This is a genomic window from Myxococcales bacterium, assembly GCA_016720545.1.
Taxonomy (GTDB): Bacteria; Myxococcota_A; Polyangia; order Polyangiales; family Polyangiaceae; genus JAAFHV01.
Genome location: JADKKK010000018.1, coordinates 53,097 through 72,210 on the forward strand (window position 1 = coordinate 53,097; position 19,114 = coordinate 72,210).

The window sequence follows — 19,114 nt, forward strand, 5'->3', positions numbered from 1 at the left end:
GTCAAGCGCGGTCGACCCGAGCGGCACGTCTTTTTTTGTCAACGTCCCCGGCGAGTGGGACGCGAGTGCGACAAAAGCGCCGCGGGCGCGGTGCGCGCACGCCACGCGCACGCCGCAGCCTGGCTGACGTGACGCGGTCCTGTTGACATGCGAGGCGCGCATTGCGTAAAGCAGCCCGCAGCCCACCGAGGCGGCGGAGAAAAGCGGCATGGAGATCGTTCTCGACAAGCGTGCGGTACGGCAGATTCGGCTCTCGGCGCAGGACGCGATCGAAGAGGGCGACACCGAGACCCTGCGCGAAGACATACTCGAGGCCTTCACAGAGGAGCAGGTCGAGGAGATCGAGCGACGGCTCGACAGCGGGGACTTCTTCGAGTTCCTGACGGACATGCTCGACGAGTGGTCGGGCGACGACGTCGACGAGCTCTTCGAGCTCATCGACGCTCAGCTGGGCGACGTCGGCATCGACATCAAGTTCGACAAGAAGGCGTCGGTGGCCGTCGATCCCGACGACAAGGACGAGGACGAAGACGACGAGTTCGACGACGAAGACGAGGACGAGGACGAGGACGAAGACGATCTCGACGCCGAAGAGTCCGAGGACGAAGAGGAGAAGTAAGCCTGCGCCGCGCGGCGCGAGCTCGGGGGGCGTCCGGGGGTTCCGGGCGCCCCGTCCTTTTTGTGGCGCGCTCGCTCTCTGGGGCTACTCGGAGGCGCGCGGCGCGGAAGGCGGGGACGCAGTTGCTTCGCGCAGCAGGTACGAGTGGCACGCCTTCGGTGCGCGGCTGTCCTTTGGGCGCACGATCTCTGGACATAGCGCGCTGGCGCACGGCACGAAGCGCGAGTCGCGCAGCTCGGACACGAGCGTTCTGAGGCGGTCGCAGGCCTCCGCTGGCTGACGGTCCTCGCGAAAGAGCCGGGCCTCGTTCCAGAGAGCGTCGTCGCGCAGCTCGGAGCTGCGAAAGTTGGCGTAGAGCTCGTGCAGCGTGCGGCGCGCCCCCTCGCGATCGCCGAGCTTCTCCTGCAGTCGCGCGACCCGCAGCTTGGCGGGCGTGTAGCGCGGGCGCTGATACGAACCGATGACGTCGGAGGTCTCGCGCTCCGCGAGGAGCCGCGTGAGCAGCGCGATCGCCTCCCGCGGGCGCCCGAGCGTTTCCTCGAGCTCGGCGGCGCGAAAGAGCGCGTCGTCCCAGTACGACCCGCGCGGGTAGGGGAAGCGATCGGCGTGGGCGATCAGCGCGTCACGACGAGCCGGCAGGCCCTCGGTGCGGAGCGCGCGCTCGTAGGCGATCCGTTGCCCGAGCGGGGTGCCCTCGGGCACCTTCGCCGCGAGCCCCTCCACGGTGGCCCGGGCCCCCGCCTCACCCGACGATTCTTCTTTGAATCGAATGACTTGCGCGAACGCGGAGAGCGCCAGAGGGCTCTCCGGATGGCGAGGGAGGAACGCCTCGAGCTCGGCTCGCCCGCGCTCGACGGCGCCCGTGCGGAGGCGGAGGCGCGCCGCCTTGTATTCGGCCTCCGCCGAGACGTCGGTGGGGGGCGAGGCCTTCGCGAGCGCGTCGAGCTCCGTGAGCGCGCGCGCCACCTCGCCGGCGCGCGCTCGCTCGACGGCGGCGAAGAGCGCGGCGTGCTGCTTGCCCCGCGCCGCGTTCGTCGCGGTGCCCGCGCGGGCGTAGGCGTCTGCGGCCTCGGCGAAGCGCCCCGCCGACGACGCGCGGTGGGCCTCCGCGAGCGCGCGTTCGTAGTCTCCGGCGCGCGCCCCGCCGCAGGCTGCGAGCGCGCCGAGCGCGAACGCGGCGAGCCCCGCCCTCGCCCTCGCCCTCGCCCTCGCCCCTCGCCTCGCGCCGCTCACGCGCGCTCCGAGCACGCGTCCGCGGCGCGGGCGAGCGCGGTCGCCGCGCGACGGACCTGGTCGGCGCCCACGTCGAGGTGGGTGACGGCGCGGAGCGTGTGGGGCCCGGAGGCGGCGACGAGCACGCCGTGCTCTCGGACGCGCTGGGCGACGCTCGCCGCCGCGAGCGCGCCGGTGTGCAGCTGGACGATGTTCGTCTCGGGCGTAGAGGGCGACAAGCTCGAGCCCGCCTCGCGGACGAGCTCCGCGAGCAGCGTCGCGTGCTCGTGGTCGATCGACAGCCGCGGGCGGTGGTTCGCCAGCGCGTGGCGTGCGCCGGCCGCGAGGATTCCCACCTGGCGCATGCCGCCGCCCCAGCGTTTGCGCGTGCGCCGCGCCTCCACGAGGAGGTCGCGCGGCCCCGCGAGGGCGCTGCCGACCGGTGCGCCCAGCCCCTTCGAGAAGCACACGCTGACGGTGTCGAATGGGGCGGCGAGCTCGGCCACCCCGAGCCCGGACCGCGCCGAGGCGTTCCACAGGCGCGCGCCGTCGAGGTGCAGCCGGAGCCCGAGCGCCCGGGCCCGGACCGTAACGCGCAGCACGTCGGCCTGCGGGAACACCTTGCCGCCCGCGCGGTTGTGCGTGTTCTCCAGGCACACGAGCGACGACCGCGGGCAGTAATACGCGTCCGTTGCGTGCACCCGCTCGGCGAGGTCGTCGGGGCCGAACAGCCCGCCGCGCCCCGCCACCGCGAGCTGCACACCCGAGAGCGCGGGCGCGGCCCCGCTCTCGTAGAAGGCCACGTGGGCGCCCTCGCCGACGATGACCTCGTCGCCCGGGCGGGTGAGCAGCGAGATGGCGAGCTGGTTGCCGAGGGTGCCGGAGGAGACGAAGAGGGCCGCCTCCTTGCCGAGCAGCTCCGCGACCTCGCGCTCGAGCGCGTGGACGGTGGGGTCCTCCCCGTAGACGTCGTCGCCGACCTCGGCCTCGGCCATCGCCAGGCGCATCGCGGCGGTGGGCCGCGTGACCGTGTCGCTGCGAAGATCGATGAGCGTCACCCCGGCGAGGGTAGTGCACGGCGCATCGATTCGCGACGCCCAATTCGCAGTGCCACGGGCCTCGCGCGGGGGCGCCTGCGCCGGGCACGGAAAAGCAGTTCGCGAGGTGCGAAAGTTCTTGCGCACTCGGCGTGCGGTGGCTAACTGGTTGAACCAACAGCCATGCCGCGAGCCCGTCCTCCCGCCCGCCCCGTCTTGCCCTCTCGCCCCGCGCGCGACGCCCAGCCCGAAGACCTCGGCGCCCTCGGCGGGCTCGTCCCGATCGCGCGCTCCAGCGTCGTCGACGCCGTCGCCGAGCAGCTCCAGGCGGAGATCCTCGCCGGCCGGCTGGCCGCGGGCGCTCGCCTGCCGTCGGAGCGCGAGCTCGCCCTCGCGCTCGGCGTGAACCGCCTCACCTTGCGCGCGGCGCTGGCCCGGCTCGAGGCGCTCGGCCTCGTGACGACCCGGCATGGCGCTGGCACCTTGGTCACGTCCTGGCGCGAGCGCGCGGGCCTCGACACCCTGCCAAGCCTCATAGGCTCCCTTTCCCCGGGGGATCCCCAGTGGCGCAAGCTCGTGAAGGACGTCCTCGAGGTGCGTCGGGTCCTCGCGGCCGAGGCGGTCGCGCTGGCGGCCGTGCGGTACACCGAGGGCGACCTCGCCGAGCTCCGCCGCATCCGCGACGACCAGACCACGCGCCTCCACGACGCATTGTCCTACGCGCGCGGCGACATGGCGTTCCAGCGCGTGCTGGTGCGCGCCGCCGGGAACGTGGGCTTCGAGCTCGTGCTCAACTCGTTCGCCCGGTTCCCGGACGAGCACCCGGAGCTCGTCGCGAAGCTCTACGACCGCCGCCACGAGGCCGTCGACCTTTACGATGCGATGCTCGCGCTCCTCACCACGCGCGACCCCGAGCTGGCGCGAACGTCAGTACGCAGCGCCCTCGAGGCGATGGACGCCGCTTGGTTGGATCGCCACGCCCCCGAGACCCCTGCCAAGGCCTCGAAAGGAAGGAAGAAGCCATGAACGCCAGCTCCGCGATGGTCACGCCCGGGGGCTCGCGAGAGCCCGCCGCCGCCCCCCCGCTCACGCGGTTCGAGGCGCAGTGGTTCGCGTGGATTTGCGCCGCCCTGTTCCCCGAGCCCCCCCGCGGGCCGTACCCGGTGGCGATCACGTCGCTCGAGCCCGCTCGGTTCTATGCGCGCCTCTGCGCGGAGGCGCGGTTCGACCATCACCTCACGCTTCGTGCCGCGCTCTGGGTTGTGGCGCTCGTGGCCCCGGTTGTGGTGCTCGGGCGCCTCCGCACCTTCGGTGGCCTCACGGTCGAGGAGCGCGAGGCCGTCCTGCTCGGCATGGTTCGGAGCCCGCACTACCTCCTCCGGCAGCTCGCCTTCCTCATGAAGGCCCAGGCGGGGCAGGTCTATTGCTCCCACGAAGGGGTCCGGCGCCGCCTCACCGAGTCACACCACCGGCCTCGCGCGGCGAGCGTCGAAGGCCTCGTCACGCTCCGCAGGAGCGCGGAAGCCACGTCCATCGCCACGTCCATCGCCACGTCCATCGCCACGTCCACGACCTCCACCGACTCCGCGGAGCACCCTCATGATCGCGACGAGCACGCCGCCTGACACCTTCCCGGACGAGGGACACGACTCCCAGGTCGTCGACGGCGACTCGCGTCGTCGCGATTTTGCTGATGATTTCGACTTCGTGGTCGTCGGCACCGGCGCGGCGGGCGCCGTGGCCGCGCACGCCCTCGCCGAGCGCGGGTTCTCGGTGGGCCTCGCGGAAGAGGGCCCGTGGATCCGCACGCGAGAGGTGCAGCGCGACGTGGACCACGTCTTCACGCGCGCCGTCCGCGACCGCGGGATGCAGGTCGCTCAGGGGCGCACGATCATCCCGGTGCTCCAGGGGCGCGCGGTGGGCGGCAGCACGCTCATCAACTCGGCCATCGCGTGGCGCATCCCCGGCGACGTGCTCGACGAGTGGTCCAAGGACTTCGGGGTCTCCATCACCGAGGAGGAGCTCGCTCCCCATTTCGACGCCCTCGAGCGCGATCTGTCGGTCCGCTCCGTGCCGGACGAGGTGCTCGGCGAGAACAACCGGCTCTTCCTCGAGGCGTGCAAGAAGCGGGGCTACGCCGCGGCCCCCATGCGGCGCTACGACGCGGGCTGCGAGGGCTCGGGCCGCTGCCTGCAGGGGTGCCCGAAAGGGAGAAAGCAGGGCATGAGCGTCACGTACGTGCCCTGGGCGCTGCGCCTCGGCGCGCGGATCCACACCTCCTGCAAGGTCGAGCGCGTCGAGCTCCGAGGCGGTCGGGCCGTTGGCGTGGTCGGGCGGGCGGCGGGCGGCGGCCGGGTGCACCTCCGCGCGCGGCTGGGCGTGCTCGTCGCGGCGAGCACGGTGCAGACCCCCAACATCCTCCACCGGTCCGGCGTGCGCGCCCGGGCGCTCGGGCGGCACTTCCAGGCGCACCCAGGCGTAGGCCTCGGCGGGCTCTTCGACCGGCCCATTCACATGAGCTTCGGTGCTACGCAAGGCGCGGAGAGCATTCACTTTCGAAGCACCGACCGCTTCAAGCTCGAGACCATCTCGATGCCGCCCGAGCTGGCGGCCGCGCGCATGCCTGGCGTGGGCCTCGATCTCATGCAGCGCCTCGATCGGCTCGACGACATCGCCGTGTGGGTGGCGCAGTTCCGCGCGCGCGCCCAGGGCCGCATCTCGCGGGACCTGTTCGGCAACGACAGCATCTCCTACACCCCCACCGAGGAGGACGTGCGCGTCGTTCGGAAGGCGCTCGCCACCATCGCTGACCTCCTCTTCGACGCGGGCGCGCGCGAGGTGTGGCCGGGCATCCACGGGGTGCCGTTCACCCTGCGCGGCCACGACGACGTCCGGTTTCTCCGCGAGGGGCCCCTCGACCCGCGCGCGTACTCGTTCATCGCGACCCACCTCTTCGGCGCCGCCCGCATGGGCCCGAACCCAACGACCTCTGTCGTCGACGCCGACTTTGGCGTGCACGGCACCTCGAGCTTCTGGGTCGTCGACTCAAGCGTATTCCCCACGAACCTGGGCGTAAACCCGCAGCACAGCATCATGGCCCTGAGCCGCCTGTGCGCGGTCCGAGTGGCCGAACGCGCGCGGCGCAGCGACGCGGCCTGAGACCCGGCCGTTCGGCGCCCGGTCGAACCTTGTGTCCCACCTCCCGCCGAGCGCTCGCTGCGGCAGATGGCCTCGTCGCTGCGCTCCTAGAGCACTGCCATGAGGCGGCTTCCGGTGCTCGCTCGTACGCTCCGGGCGCGGTCTCGGCGCGAGTCGGGCGCCCGCCTCGCGTCGGTCTCGAGGGAAGCTGACACACGCATTCGATCGGGCGCCCTACTGAAGGCGAACCGGCTTCACCTCGACGTCGAACTCTCCCTCCACCGCGGACACCTTGCCGGACAGGCTGCTGTTGACCGGGGCGTGCGCGCGCACTGAGAACCGCCCCACCACGCGGTCGGTGGCCGCGTACTCCACCACCACCACGCAGTCGCGGAGCGTTGGGGTGAACCCGAAGAAGGCGCCAGGCGACAGCACGGCGCCGGCCGACGCTGGCGTGTCGCCGGCGGCGGTGGGGGTGCAGTCGAACGTGCCGCGCACGAAGGGCTCCATCAGCGTGACGCCGGCGCTGCGGATCGAGTCGCCCATCCGCGGGCTCTCGTCGGCGCTGATCGAGATGAACGACGTCGTCGCGCCGTCGCGCGTCACCTCGAACCTCGAGCCGACCGGGGGGCCGAGCCCAACGGGCTTGCCATCGACCGACATCGCGAAGCGCAGGTTCCGGGGCGGCGGGACCTCGCCGACGCCCCCGGGGTCTTCGGCGACCGCGCCACCACAGGCCGCGCAGAGGAGGGCGCAGGCGAGGAGCGCCGCGAGCGAGGGGCGACGCGAGGACGAGATCAGCGAGGCGTTCGGGGCGAGTGACAGCGCTGGGGAAGAGCTCATGCCCTCGCCTTTAGCAAGCAGGGGGCCATCACGAATTTCCCGAAAAATCTGGGACATCGCGCGAAATCCTCGCCCCGTGTGCCGCGCGTGCCGCGTGCCATGGCGTGCCACAAGCCTGTGGCAGTGCCGGTCCGCGCCGAAACTACTTGACGAGCCGGTCCGCGCCGGGTACTCCCACGGCCTCTTTCAGCCGCTTTAGCTCAGTGGTAGAGCAACGGTTTCGTAAACCGTAGGTCTCGAGTTCAACTCTCGAAAGCGGCTCTTCGGCGATCTCGCAGAACGGCATGGGCAGCGCGCCGCGAGCTCGGCGCGCCGCGACGTCGACCGCCCGGAGCTCGCGGAGGCCTGCTCCGGCGTGACGTTCGCCCTCAGGAGGAGGAGAGGCCAGGCCCGACCTCGTGGTGGTGGCGCCGTCTCCAGCGCCGTGAGCGTGCTCCTATGTGCGGTCTCGAGCAGCCGAGACACCGCGTGCGGGAGCGCCCGCGCCCTGGGCCCGCGTGACACCTGAAGCGCCCGCGGCCCGCCGCCTCTTTCGCGCAGCCGGCCCTCGGGTACGCTCGGCCGATGTCGACGCCGATTTCTGCCGCCGGTGGCTGGGACCACCACGCCGAGACCTACGGGCGCCTCTTCGCGCCCTTCACGGGGGTGATCGCGAGGGGACTGCTCGCTTCGGCCGAAGGGCGCCTCCCGCAAGGCGCGCGGCTCCTCGATGTGGCCTGTGGCACGGGCGCGCTGGCCATCCCGGCCCTCGAGCGGGCCTTCCGCGAGCGGGGCGCCGCGGGCGCCGGTGCGGCCCGCGGGCCGGCGCAGGTGGTCGCGACCGATTTCTCCGAGGCGATGGTCGCCCGCACGCGCGCCGCGGGCGCCGCGCTCCTCGCGGGCTCGCCGGGTCCCGACCTCGATGGCCTGTTCGAGTGCCGCGTCGAGGACGGCGAGGCCCTCTCGTTCGCGGACGCCTCGTTCGACGCCGTGTTCTCGTGTTTCGGCATTTTCCTCTTCGCCGACCGCCGCGCCGGGTGGCGTGAGGCCGCCCGCGTGCTGCGGCCCGGAGGGACGTTCGCGACGGCCGTGTGGCAGGGCCCTCAGCACAACGAGCTGCTCCGCGCACAAATGGAGCCCATGATGGCCTCGTTGCCCGATCGCCTGCGCCAACCCCCACCGCCCGGCGGCTGGCTCACGATCTCCGACGCCGAGGCTCTCCGCGCCGAGGTCGTCGACGCCGCGCCGCTCACGGACGTCCGAGTTCGCCCGTTCCAGCTGACCATGGTCTACCCGGACTGGACGCTCCTCTGGAGCGCCATGCGCGACAACCCCGTCGTCGGCGCCATGCTGCGCGCGTGCACCGAGGCGGAGCTCGACGTGGTCCGCGAGAGCGTCTTCGGGAGCTTCCAAGAGCGGGCCGGTGGGGAGGGGGAGCCGCTGGTCCTCGCCTCCGCGTGCAACCTGCTCGTGGCGACGCGCGCGTGACCCCGGCAAGAGCGCCGCGTGCTGGCGTGGAGAAAAGTGCGCCCCCGACAAAAAAACAGACCTGTTTGCCTTGAACCCGTCGCGGCGCCGTCTAAGGTGACTCGCGACCGTCGGCGCCTGCGTCGGCGCGCACGCCACCCGGACCGCTCCACCCCGCCGGAGACAAGACATGACCGCTCGCGCCGCTCGCTTCGCCCGCAACCTCGCCGCCGCCGCCGGCCTCTTCGGCGCGCTCGCCCTCGTGCCGAGCGCCGCCACCGCCGACGCGCCGCCCGCGAACGGGCAGATCAGCATCAACGTGTTCTCGGTGCCGGGCAGCAACACGCCGAAGATCGTGGTCCGCACCGTCATCCAGCAACCCCCGCGCAAGGTGTGGGCCGTCGTGTCCGACTGCGCGAACTACACGAGCCGCCTGCCGCGGGTGGCCAAGTCGCGCCTCATCAGCAAGGTAGGCAACGTGCACACGTGCGAGGTCACGATCGCGATGCCGTTCCCCCTCTCGAACCTGACCGCCATCACCCAGGCCACGCACACCGAGGCCAACGGCGGAATGAAGCGCCAGTGGAAGCTCGTGAGCGGCGACTACACGATCAACAACGGGAGCTGGGAGGTCAAGCCGCTTGACGAGTCCGGCACCGCCAGCGTGGTGACCTACTCGGTGCAGGCCGAGCCCACGACGGCCGTCCCCACGTTCGTCCGAGAGCAGGCGCAGAAGAAGGCGCTGCCCGAGCTGATGGAGCGCGTGCGCGCCGAGTCGGCGAAGATGCCCTGACGGCGAGCGTGGGAGTCGCGGCGCGCCCCGCATCCTTGTGGTCAGCGCGTGCATTGGCTACGCTCTGCGTCGCCTTGGCGAGCGCGTGCGCCCTTCGCCCGTAGATTGAGCTTCCCGATGAACAAACCTGCCGAGCTTCCCGCCCCGGGCGACCTCTTCGAAGGGAAGTACCGCATCCAGCGCCTCCTCGGAAAGGGAGGTATGGGCGCGGTGTTCGCGGCGCACCACTCGGGCCTCAACATCCGCGTGGCGGTGAAGTTTCTCCTCGCCGAGGCCGCCGAGAACCAAGAGGCGAACGCCCGCTTCCAGCAGGAAGCGCAGGCCGCGGCGCAGATTCAGAACGAGCACGTGGCGCGCGTGGTCGACGTCTCGACAGGCTCGGGCCTGCCCTACATGGTGATGGAGTACCTCGAGGGGCAAGACCTCTCGCAGCTGCTCGAGGCGCGCAGCTCGCTCCCACCGGAAGAGGCGTGCTCGTACGTCCTGCAGGCCTGCGACGCCATCCACGCGGCCCACAAGTCGGGCATCATTCACCGCGATCTCAAGCCGTCGAACCTCTTCTTGGCCCGCCGCCCCGACGGCTCGACCATCCTCAAGGTGCTCGATTTCGGCATCTCCAAGGCCCAGAACGGCCTCGGCCCGATGAGCGGCGCCCTCACGTCCACGAAGGCGATGCTCGGCTCGCCCCTTTACATGTCGCCCGAGCAGCTCCGCAGCTCGAAGAGCGTGGACGCCCGCGCCGACATCTGGGCGCTGGGGGTCATCTTGTACGAGCTGCTCACGGGCTCGGTGCCGTACCACGGCGAGAACCTCGGCGAGCTCTTTGCGGCCATCCTCGAGCAAGACCCCGTGCCAGTCCGCCAGCGGGCGCCGCATGTCCCGGCGGAGCTCGAGCTCTTGGTGATGAGGTGTCTGCAGCGCCAGCCGAACGCGCGCTTCGGCAGCGTCGCGGAGCTGGCCTACCACCTCGCGCCGTTCGCGCCTGGCGACGCAGGGCTCCCGGTCGTTGGGGCCGCCCGGGCGCTGGCTCACAGCGGCGGTTTCCCTAACGCGAGCCCCGCGAGCTACACGCAGCCCGTAGGGGCGACCCACGCGATGGGCCCCACCGGCGGATCGGTGCCGCAGCGCACCTCGCGCCCCTCGGTGCCTTCGTTCGGAGGCACCGGCAGCTCGGGCAACGGGCAGGTCCAACAGGCTCAGGTCCCAAACGCCACGGCGGCGCTCGGCGGGGGGTTCGTCTCGGCGGGCTACCCGGCCGCCAGCCAGCCGGCCGCGATGACCGAATCGAGCGTCGAGGGGCCGCCTGTGCGGTCGAACACGGGCCTCTTGCTCGGGCTCGCCGCGGTCATGGTCCTCGCGGCGCTGGGGATCGTCGGCTACACCATCAGCCAACGCAGCTCGGCCGCGGCGACCGCCGCGAGCGCGCCCACGCCCTCGAGCGGGCCGACCCCCTCGAGCGCCGTCGTCGCGGTCGCCAGTGCCTCGGCGCCCCCGGTCTCTCCGCCCACCGCTTCGGTGGGCGCGGTGGCCTCGGTCATCCCCGTCGCTACCGCACCCGAGCCCCCGCCCGTGCCCACCGGGCGCGCGCCAGCGACCGCGAAGCCCGCCGGCACGGTCGGCAAGAAGCCCGCGCCCAGCACAGCGCCGCCGCCGCCGCCGCCGCCGCCGCCGCCGCCGCCGCCGCCACCTACGGCCAAGCCGGCCGGCACGCTCCAGACATCCCGCTGAGCCCCGGCGACGTGCCCTTTCGCTTGCCCGGCGGTCGGGCGAGTAGGCTATGTTCCACGCCGATGCGCAACACCAACTCCCGTGTCTCGCCCCGCGCGCGTGCCTGGCTTTTCTCCGCGGTCGTCGCCGGGGGCCTGGCCTTCTCCGGCGGCGCCTTCGCGAACGACATCGCGCTCGCCGAGAAGCTGTTCCAAGACGGCCTCAAGGCGATGGAAGCGAAAGACTACATGCGGGCTTGCAAGGCGTTCGCGGGGAGCAACGAGGCCGATCCGTCGCCCGGCACGCTCATGAACTTGGCGGCTTGCGAGGAGAAGCAAGGCAAAGTCGCGAGCGCGTGGGGCAGCTACCAGACCGCCGCCGGCATGGCGGACCAGCGTGGGCAGAAGGAGCGCGTCGCCACCGCCCGCGAGGCCGCGGCCAAGCTCGAGCCGCAACTCCACAAGCTCGTGGTCGCGTTCAAGGGGGCACCACCCGACGACGCCGTGGTCACCCGGAACGGCGTGGCGATCCCGAAGGGCGCGCTGGGCACCGACATCCCGGTGGACCCCGGTGAGCACGCCATCGAGGTGACCGCGAAGGGCAAGAAGAAGTGGGTCGGCCGCGTGGTCGCGAAGGCGGGCCCGGGTACCGATCGCGTCGACGTGCCGGCGCTCGAAGACGACCTCGCGCCTCCGGGCGTGGGGATCGCTCCGCCGCCGCCCGGCGGCGAGGTGGCGCCAGGGTCCGATCGGGGCCGCACGCAGCGCATCATCGGCGGGGTCGTCACGGGCACCGGCGTCGCCGTCGGGGCCACTGCGCTCGTGTTTCAGATCATCGCCCTCAGCGTCGACAAGAAGGCCACCGAGATTTGCGCGCTGCCCGAGGCCGAGGACGTGGGGCGTGCGTCCTGCACCAGCAAGAAGTCGGCCGCGAAGGGCAACCAGGCCGCCGCGATAGGGCTCGGTATCGGCGGCGTGCTCGCCATCGGCGTGGGGCTCACGCTCATTTTCACGGCGCCGAGCGGCCCCGCGAAGGCTGCGCGGCTGCGCGTGGTCCCCGACGTGGGGCCCCAGGGTGGAGGCCTCGTGTTCTCGGGCGCCTTCTAGGTTGCTTTTTTCCCTGCTCGACTTCAACGGCCTCGCGTCGCGGCTCCGGGGAGGCCGCCCGCTCGCCGCGCGATCCGCGCTGCGCGGCCACGCGTAGCTCGCGGGCTCGGGGATTTTCTCGAAACCGAGGCCCACGCCGCGCGTAGGGTATCTGTGCGGGGGACGAGACCATGAACAGCTGGACGATGGCGGCGACGAAGCAGGAGAGGCACGTGGGGAAGGCGGGCGTTGTGGCGCTCGCGTTCGTCGCGGCCTCCCTTGGTGGCTGCGACAAGGACAAGAAGGAGTCGAGGGAGGTCGTGCCGGCCGCCACGGCCACCGCCCTCGCGCCGTCGACCGCGGCGCCTACGTCGATGGTCGTGAAGATGAAGCTGCAGCCGGCCGGCACCACCCGCATCGACATGCCGGCTCCGAAGGAGCACATCAAAGCGCAGACCACGGTCGCCGCGGGCCACCTTGACGTCGACCTGGCGGACTTGTCGCAGACGCGCGGTGAGGTGAAGGTGGACCTCACCTCGTTGAAGACGTCGACCTTCGCCGACCCCAAGAAGGACGGCGACCAGACGACGCACGCGCTCACCTGGCTCGAGGTGGGCGACGGCGAAAAAGGAAAGCTGCCTGACGAGTTGAAGGCGGCCAACAAGTTCGCGGTCTTCGCGATCCGCTCGATCGACGGGCTCGCCGCGAAAGAGCTCGCGAAGGTGACTCCCGCCACGGACAAAGGCCAAGACGTCCGCACGGTCGCGCTGGTCGCGCACGGCGAGTTGCTGATTCACGGGCACAAGGTCAACAAGGACGTGCCCCTGGTCGTGAAGATTTCACACGCCGCGGGCGCGGCCCCCACCACCAAGCCCACCTCGGTCGCGATCGCCACCAAAGAGCCGCTCAAAGTGGTCCTGGCCGAGCACGAGGTCCGCCCTCGCGACGACGTCGGCAAGATCGCCAAGGCCGCCTTCAACCTCCTCGGCACGAAAGTGGCCGATTCGGCCTCGATTTCAATGGACTTTTCGGCCGTCCCGGCCGACTGATACACGCTCGCGCGGCCCACGAGGCGCGGCTGGGCCGGGAAGTGCGGAGTCCGCCCTTCCCGAGCTGTCTTTTTCGGGGTCTCGACCCCGTTCATTCACGTTTTCGGTTCGAGGGGGCGCGCGTGGCGCACCCATCATCTCAGGAGTTGACCATGGCCAATCTTTCGTTCGAGAAAATCGCGGGCGCGCTCGCTGTCATCGGTACCACCCTCACGGTCGCCGCTTGCGGTGGCGACGTGAAGCCGCCGGAGGCTCCCCCGGTCAACGCGACCGACACGCCGCCCGCCATGCCCGGCATGGACGGCGGCTCCTGCGGTGCGCACAAGGGTGACGGCGGCTGCGGCGCCAACAAGGGAGGCGCGGCCTCGTGCGGCGCGAACAAGGGCGGCGCGGCTTCCTGCAGCGCGAAGAAGGACGAAGTGAAAGCGCCCGCGACGACGGCCGCCACCGCGCCGGCCCCCGCGACCACGCCCGACCCGAAGGCGGCGGCGGGCGCGGCCCCGGCGGCGACGCCGACCCCCGCGGGCACGACCCCCGCCAAGCCGGCGGCCCCCGCCGCCAAGAAGGGCGGCGCGGCTTCCTGCGGCGCCGGCACCTGCGCCGCGAAGAAGAAGTGATCCTCCGCGCCCGCGCCGCGGCCTGAGCGCCGCGCGGGTCCGTGCAGAGTGCATGTGTTGGCCGTCGCGCCCCTCGTGGCGCGGCGGCCAATTTGTTGCGCGCCCCCTTGCATGGGGCGCGACGTGTGCTTGAGCTGTACCGTCATGTCCCCGGCCGCCATGTTCCCCGCCGCCATGTCCCGTGCAGACGCGTCACTGGGCGGAGCCTACGTTCACGCGAGGAGCTCGTGATGACCTATCGCAAGACCCGAACGACGAAGGCGGGCTCCCCCGTGGGGGTGGGCCTTGGCCTCCGCTGGGAGTTCATCGACGAGCTCCTCGCGACGCTGCCAGAGCTTCCCTTCCTCGAGATCTCCCCCGAGAACTACGTCGGGCGTGGCGGGCGCTACCCCGCGCTCCTCGCGCAGCTCACCCCGCGTTACCCGATGCTCAGCCACGGGCTCATGTTGTCGCTCGGCGGAAGCGATCCCTTCGACGCCGCGGCGCTCCGCGACCTCCGGGCCTTCCTCGACGAGATCCGGGCGCCTTGGCACTCGGACCACCTCTGCTTCTCGACCGTGGGCGGGGCGGTCCTTCACGACCTGCTCCCGGTGCCTTTCCTGGAGTCGGAGGTGCGGCGCATCGCCGACCGCATTTGCCGGGTGCAGGACGCTCTCGGGCGCCCCATGGCCGTCGAGAACGTCAGCTACTACATGCACCCGGGCGCCGCCGAGATGACCGAGGCCGAGTTCGTGGCCCGCGTCTGCGAAGCGGCCGACTGCCTCCTCATGCTCGACGTGAACAACGCGTACGTGAACGCGCAGAACTTCGGTCACGACGTCCGAGCTTGGCTCCGCGCCGTGCCGCTCGAGCGAGTCGTGCAGATGCACGTGGCCGGGCACGATTGGTTCTCGGACGGAGAGTTCGAGCTCACGAGCGGTCCCGGTCCTGGCCGACTCATCGTCGACACGCACGGGGCCGACGTCGTGCCCGACGTCCTCACCCTGCTCGAGGAGGTCGTCTCGCAGACGGGCCCGGTCCCCGTCGTGCTCGAGCGCGACCAGTCGATCCCCGCCCTCCCGGCGCTGCTCGACGAGCTCGCGCGGGTGCGCGCGGCGTACGACCGCGGGATCGACGCCCACGGGCGTCGGTCCGAGCGGAGCCTCCGGCGCCCCGAGTCCCGCGCCGAGGTTGATCCTTGCGAGGCCGCCCGATGACCGCCCGGGTCGACGCGCTCCATCGCGCCATGCGCGCCGCCTGCTTCGAGGTGGCGTCACCCGCCGACGCCGGCGCGCTCCTCGCGCGGAGCCAGGTCGAGGGCGCGGACCGCGCGGCGCTCCTCTCCGGGCCCCAGCGGTTCCCGCTCTACCGCAAGCTCGTGCGAGGCACGCTCGGCGGCCTCTGCGAGTCGATCCTCAGTCGCGGACACGCCCACCTCGAAGCGACGGCGCCGGGCGCGTGGGACGCCGCGTTCGACGCGTTCCTCGCTGGCCGCGGTCCGCGCACACCGCACCTGCGCGACGTCCCGAGCGAGCTCTGCGAAGTGCTGCTCCCGCGGCTGTCGGCCGATGTCCGTGTCCCCGCGTACGTCGTCGAGCTCTTCCAGTGGGAGCTCGCGACCTTCCGCCTGGGCGCCGCGCGCGACGTCCCTGACCCGGACGCGTGCGACGTGGACGCCTCGCTGCCGCTGGCGTTCCACGAGCCTTCGGCGCGCCTTCGCGTCTCCCACGCCATCCACGAGGCCGGCGAGCACGTGGGCGAGCCGCCGGCGCGGCGCGACACCAGGCTCTTTCTCTACCGTGACCGCGAGCACCTCGCCGTCACGGTCGTCCTGACGCCTTTCGCGGACGAGCTCCTCGTGCGCGCGCAAGAGGGCGCGCCGCTCGGGGTCGCCATCGGTGGGGCCGCAGAGGCTCTTGGCGTGTCCGTCTCCGAGCCGCTCCTGACGGAGGTCGCCCGCTGGCTCGCCGACTTCGGCGAGCGAGGGGTCGTGCTCGGCTCGCGCGTCGTCTGAGCGTACGCCGACCGCTCGAGTCTCTCCGTCGAAGGGGGTCGCGCCCGGACAACTCACGAGCTTCGTGGGGCGAGGCACAGTACGAGCTTTGCAGCCTGAGGACCGGATGCTCGCGGGGAAGCGCCATGAATTGTTGGGGCTAGAGGAGCGGCGAGGCGAGCCGGGCGGAGGCCTCGGCGAGGCGCTGGAGCGCGCCGAGCTCCCGCAGCTTCCTGCGGCCCACGAGCTGCGCGTTCTCGACGTCGCGCGCGAACTGCGCCGCCAGCGCGTCGGCGTGCCGCGCACCGTAGACCACGGCCATGACCTCGAAGTTCAGGCGGAAGCTGCGGTTGTCGAAGTTCGCCGTCCCGATGGTGGCGACCTCGCTGTCGATGACGAGGGTCTTCGCGTGGAGCATGCGCCCCTCGTATTCGTGGAGAATACATCCAGCGTCCAGCAGCTCCTCGTAGTAGCTCCGCGAGGCCGCCTGCACGATCTTCGAGTCGCCTTCGCGCGGCACGAGGATCTCCACCCGCACGCCGCGGAGCACGGCGCTCTTCAGGGCGGCGAGGGCGGGCTCGTCGGGGACGAGGTAGGGCGTCGTGAGCAACACGCGCTCGCGCGCGGTGGCGATGGCCGAGAAGTAGAAGGCGTGGATCGGGAAGACGTCGCGGTCGGGCCCCGAGCGGAGGATCTGCACGAGCTCCGCGCCGCCTACGAGCTCGGGGAAATACCTGCGGGTGGTCGGCGAGTCGCCCTCGGAGTAGACCCAGTTCTCGACGAACGTGCGCTGGAGGCTCGCGACCACCGGCCCTTCGAGCTCGACGTGGGTGTCGCGCCATGCGCTCGCGCCCGAGGCGCGGGCCGAGTGGCAGGCCGCCCAGTTGACCCCCCCAGTGAACCCGACGCAGCCGTCGACGACGACGATCTTTCGGTGCGTGCGGAAGTTCAGGAAGCGCGCGCGAGAGAGCCCGAGCCGCGGCGGCTGGAACCTGCGAACGAGGCCGCCGGAGCGCGTGAGGTCCTCGAAGAAGCTCCGCCCCGCGCCCAAGGAGCCCACCGCGTCGACGAGGAGCCGCACCTCCACGCCGCGCGTGGCCGCGGCGGTGAGGGCGTCTCGGAGCTTGGCGCCCACCTCGTCGGCCTCGAAGATGTAGTACTCGACGTGGACGTGGTCGCGCGCGCGGTCGATCGCGGCGAGGATCGCGTCGTAGGCGTCGTCTCCCTCGTAAAAGAGCTCGACGCGCGTCGCCGTCGAGACATGTGTATGTTGCAGCCTCTCGCCGATGCCCGCGAGGCGGGTCGCGTAGGCCGTGGGCATGCGTTCTTCGGAGCTCGCGAGCGCGTGCGTGACGGCGACCCGCCTGTCGCGGTAGCGGAGCTTGCGCCTCCGGAGCCGACGAGGCCCGAAGAGAAAATACAGCGGCAAGCCGAGAAACGGCAAGAGCACGAGGCCGAAGATCCACGCGAGGGAGCTCGCGGCCGGGCGGCGTTCGAGGACGATGAACACGACGAGCCCCACGACCCAGGCCGTCTCGCCCGCGGCGAAGAGCGACGTCCAGGGCACCTCGTCGAGCGTCATGGGGCGTGTTCTCCGAAGCCACGAGCGTCGGGACGCTCCCCCGCGGGCAGGTCGTCCCCATCGAGCCGCCTCCAGTCGACCGCGCGCACGTCGCGAGGGGACATGACGAGCTCGACCGTCCGGCGCTCACCGACGGACTCGCCGCCGATCTGGAGCGGGAGCGGCCGCGAGAAGGTCAAGCGCACGTGCGAGGAGAACCAATCGTGGGTGCCCTCGAGCGGGTGCGCGCCCTGCCACAGCCGCGGGATGTCGCGCAGGGCGCGGAGGGTGGACTGGTCGTAGACGCGCACGTTCATGCGCCCGAGCATGCGCTCGGCGTGCGGGTACGCGCGGAACCCGTAGCCAAACTCGGGGCAGGTGGCGCAGCCGGCGACGCTCGCGGGGCCCTCGTAAAGGATGGCGCCGCGGCCAACACCCTCGAGGCGCCTCGGCGTGCCGAGCGGATCCCGGGCGTCGACCGCGAACGCCTCGTCGGCGAGGTTCTCGACGAGGACATGGGGGCGGGCGTTGAGGAGGGTCTTCGGCGCGGTCCGCAGGACGACGGCGGCGAGGTAGCCCCAGACCGACTTCGCGAGGCGTCGCGACGGCGACTGCGCGACCTGCGCGCGATAGTCGTCGAGCACCTGCGCGTCCCATCCACACCCGGCGAAGAAGGTGAGCGTGCCGTCGCACTCGAAGAGCCGCGCCTTGCGCGTGGGGAGCGGGCCGTGGGCGCGCGCCAACCCGCGCACGCAGGCGTCGAGCTTGCGCGCGCCGAGCGATCGCGCCCAGGCGTTACCGGTGCCGAGCGGTAGCACGCCGAAAGCGGGGAAGGGGGCCTCGCGGGGCAAGACCCTGTCGAGCGCGGTGAGCAGGGTCACCGCGGTGCCGTCGCCGCCGGCCGCGAACAGCGCCCGCACCTCGCGAAGGCTCGCGAGCCATCCCTCGACCTCGGCGATGTCTCGGGTCAGGCGGATGTTCGCTCCGGGCAAGACCGCCCCAATCTGCACGGCGACGCGCCGGCCGCCGCGCTTCGCGTTCGCGTTCACGAGGATCGCGATCCCCCGTCCGGCGACCCTCATGGGAGCGCGCTCGCGATCGCGCTGCGGACCGCCTCGAGCGCGCGCTCCCGCGCCGCGCGGGGATCGACGCCGCCGGCGGGCGGGGGCACCGGGGGATGGATGGTCACGACCACCCGCTCTCCCGGAGACGAGAGCACGCCGCTCGACGGGAGGATGTTCCGGGTGCCCCGGACGGTGATGGGGAGGATCGGCACCCCGAGCTGCTCGGCGACAAGGAAGCCGCCCTTCTTGAACGGGCCGAGCTCGCCGTTCAGGCTGCGCGTACCCTCGGGCGCGATCCACAGGTGGGTGCCACCCTCGAGCAGCGGCTTGGCGTTGGCGAGGCTCTCGATCGCGCGCGCGCGGTCGGCGCGGTCGACCGAGATGAAGCCCGCGCCCCGCATGGCCCCCCCGAACAGGGGGATGCGGAAGAGCTCCTTCTTGGCGACCATGCGGAGGTTCGGGCCCAGCACGTAGAACAACAGCGGCACGTCGTAGTGCGACTGGTGGTTGGACATGATGACGAACGGACCGCCGCGCGCGTTCTCGCGCCCTCGCACCTCGAGCTGGATGCCGAGGCGCCGAACGATGCGGTTCGACCACCGCTCGATGCGGGCGTCGCAGGCGGCCTTCGTCACTCGGCCGAGGGCGGCGTCGACCACCGTGGGCGCGCTGATCGCGAGCGTCTCCAACACACTCAGCAACGTCAGGCGAAGTGACCGGCTCACGCGTGGATCGTTCACGAGTAGCACGTCCCTGGCCAGAGGGGGACCGGCTTTGGGGGCGCCGAGAAAATCGCGCCGGAGCCTTCGCGCTCCCCGCGCGCGAGGGGCCGATAGTTGGCGAAGAGCATTGAATCCCGGGGGTGCCACCTTTACCATCGGGGTTCACCGATCGAGTTGTGGGGCAAATTCGCGAGCAATGTAGAGTACTTGCATCGCTTTTGACTCCCCGCCGGGCTCCTGATCCGACTC

17 protein-coding genes, 1 tRNA gene and 1 pseudogene are annotated in these 19,114 nt (G+C 71.7%); 13 read left to right on the plus strand and 6 right to left on the minus strand.

Features of this window, described 5'->3' with window-relative positions; all coding sequences use genetic code 11:
* Positions 1-208: 208 nt before the first annotated feature.
* On the plus strand, positions 209-619 hold the full coding sequence (locus IPQ09_24170; GenBank protein MBL0197266.1) for a hypothetical protein: 411 nt from the start codon (positions 209-211) through the stop codon (positions 617-619).
* A gap of 84 nt (positions 620-703) precedes the next feature.
* Here IPQ09_24170 and IPQ09_24175 read toward each other — a convergent pair whose 3' ends face one another.
* Both IPQ09_24175 and IPQ09_24180 read right to left on the minus strand, forming a co-directional pair.
* The gene (locus tag IPQ09_24175; protein MBL0197267.1) at positions 704-1,852 is read right to left on the minus strand and encodes a tetratricopeptide repeat protein; all 1,149 of its coding nucleotides are present in this window, start codon (positions 1,850-1,852) and stop codon (positions 704-706) included.
* On the minus strand, positions 1,849-2,889 hold the full coding sequence (locus IPQ09_24180) for a DegT/DnrJ/EryC1/StrS family aminotransferase (protein MBL0197268.1): 1,041 nt from the start codon (positions 2,887-2,889) through the stop codon (positions 1,849-1,851). Before IPQ09_24180 ends, IPQ09_24175 begins: the two co-directional genes overlap by 4 nt.
* A 162-nt stretch (positions 2,890-3,051) precedes the next feature.
* Here IPQ09_24180 and IPQ09_24185 point away from each other — a divergent pair, with 162 nt between their 5' ends.
* From IPQ09_24185 to IPQ09_24195, 3 genes are read left to right on the plus strand one after another with little or no spacing between them, the layout of a single operon-like run.
* A complete protein-coding gene (locus IPQ09_24185) occupies positions 3,052-3,894 on the plus strand; it encodes a FadR family transcriptional regulator (protein ID MBL0197269.1) in 843 nt (280 codons plus the stop codon).
* Positions 3,891-4,493 carry a hypothetical protein gene (locus IPQ09_24190; GenBank protein ID MBL0197270.1) on the plus strand — a complete coding sequence of 201 codons (603 nt, stop codon included), beginning with the start codon at positions 3,891-3,893 and terminating at the stop codon, positions 4,491-4,493. Before IPQ09_24185 ends, IPQ09_24190 begins: the two co-directional genes overlap by 4 nt.
* Positions 4,468-6,027, plus strand: a complete 1,560-nt coding sequence (locus IPQ09_24195; protein ID MBL0197271.1) for a GMC family oxidoreductase — start codon at positions 4,468-4,470, stop codon at positions 6,025-6,027. The genes IPQ09_24190 and IPQ09_24195 overlap by 26 nt, the downstream gene beginning before the upstream one ends.
* Positions 6,028-6,240: 213 nt before the next feature.
* On the opposite strand, the gene IPQ09_24200 is transcribed toward IPQ09_24195, so the two are convergent.
* A complete protein-coding gene (locus IPQ09_24200) occupies positions 6,241-6,849 on the minus strand; it encodes a hypothetical protein (protein ID MBL0197272.1) in 609 nt (202 codons plus the stop codon).
* 189 nt (positions 6,850-7,038) lie between these two features.
* On the opposite strand from IPQ09_24200, the gene IPQ09_24205 reads away from it, so the two are divergent.
* From IPQ09_24205 to IPQ09_24245, 9 genes and pseudogenes are all read left to right on the plus strand, one after another.
* Positions 7,039-7,110: transfer RNA gene (locus IPQ09_24205), tRNA-Thr, on the plus strand.
* 303 nt (positions 7,111-7,413) lie between these two features.
* Positions 7,414-7,902, plus strand: a pseudogene (locus tag IPQ09_24210) (methyltransferase domain-containing protein).
* Positions 7,903-8,485: 583 nt separating this feature from the next.
* Complete coding sequence (locus tag IPQ09_24215; GenBank protein MBL0197273.1) at positions 8,486-9,088, plus strand: SRPBCC family protein; 603 nt, start codon at positions 8,486-8,488, stop codon at positions 9,086-9,088.
* Positions 9,089-9,205: 117 nt separating this feature from the next.
* Positions 9,206-10,816: a serine/threonine protein kinase gene (locus IPQ09_24220; protein ID MBL0197274.1), complete on the plus strand. Its 1,611-nt coding sequence runs from the start codon at positions 9,206-9,208 to the stop codon at positions 10,814-10,816.
* 62 nt (positions 10,817-10,878) lie between these two features.
* On the plus strand, positions 10,879-11,901 hold the full coding sequence (locus IPQ09_24225) for a hypothetical protein (protein MBL0197275.1): 1,023 nt from the start codon (positions 10,879-10,881) through the stop codon (positions 11,899-11,901).
* 170 nt (positions 11,902-12,071) lie between these two features.
* Positions 12,072-12,929, plus strand: a complete 858-nt coding sequence (locus IPQ09_24230) for a hypothetical protein (protein ID MBL0197276.1) — start codon at positions 12,072-12,074, stop codon at positions 12,927-12,929.
* 152 nt (positions 12,930-13,081) lie between these two features.
* Positions 13,082-13,546, plus strand: a complete 465-nt coding sequence (locus IPQ09_24235; GenBank protein MBL0197277.1) for a hypothetical protein — start codon at positions 13,082-13,084, stop codon at positions 13,544-13,546.
* A gap of 230 nt (positions 13,547-13,776) precedes the next feature.
* On the plus strand, positions 13,777-14,742 hold the full coding sequence (locus IPQ09_24240; GenBank protein ID MBL0197278.1) for a DUF692 domain-containing protein: 966 nt from the start codon (positions 13,777-13,779) through the stop codon (positions 14,740-14,742).
* Complete coding sequence (locus IPQ09_24245; GenBank protein ID MBL0197279.1) at positions 14,739-15,539, plus strand: hypothetical protein; 801 nt, start codon at positions 14,739-14,741, stop codon at positions 15,537-15,539. The genes IPQ09_24240 and IPQ09_24245 overlap by 4 nt, the downstream gene beginning before the upstream one ends.
* A gap of 139 nt (positions 15,540-15,678) precedes the next feature.
* Here IPQ09_24245 and cls read toward each other — a convergent pair whose 3' ends face one another.
* From cls to IPQ09_24260, 3 genes are read right to left on the minus strand one after another with little or no spacing between them, the layout of a single operon-like run.
* Positions 15,679-17,100: a cardiolipin synthase gene (gene cls, locus IPQ09_24250; protein MBL0197280.1), complete on the minus strand. Its 1,422-nt coding sequence runs from the start codon at positions 17,098-17,100 to the stop codon at positions 15,679-15,681.
* Positions 17,097-18,161 (minus strand): diacylglycerol kinase, encoded by a 1,065-nt coding sequence (locus tag IPQ09_24255; protein ID MBL0197281.1) that lies wholly within the window; start codon positions 18,159-18,161, stop codon positions 17,097-17,099. Before IPQ09_24255 ends, cls begins: the two co-directional genes overlap by 4 nt.
* Entirely contained in the window at positions 18,158-18,835 is a 678-nt protein-coding gene (locus tag IPQ09_24260) for a 1-acyl-sn-glycerol-3-phosphate acyltransferase (GenBank protein MBL0197282.1), read from the minus strand. Before IPQ09_24260 ends, IPQ09_24255 begins: the two co-directional genes overlap by 4 nt.
* Positions 18,836-19,114: the final 279 nt, after the last annotated feature.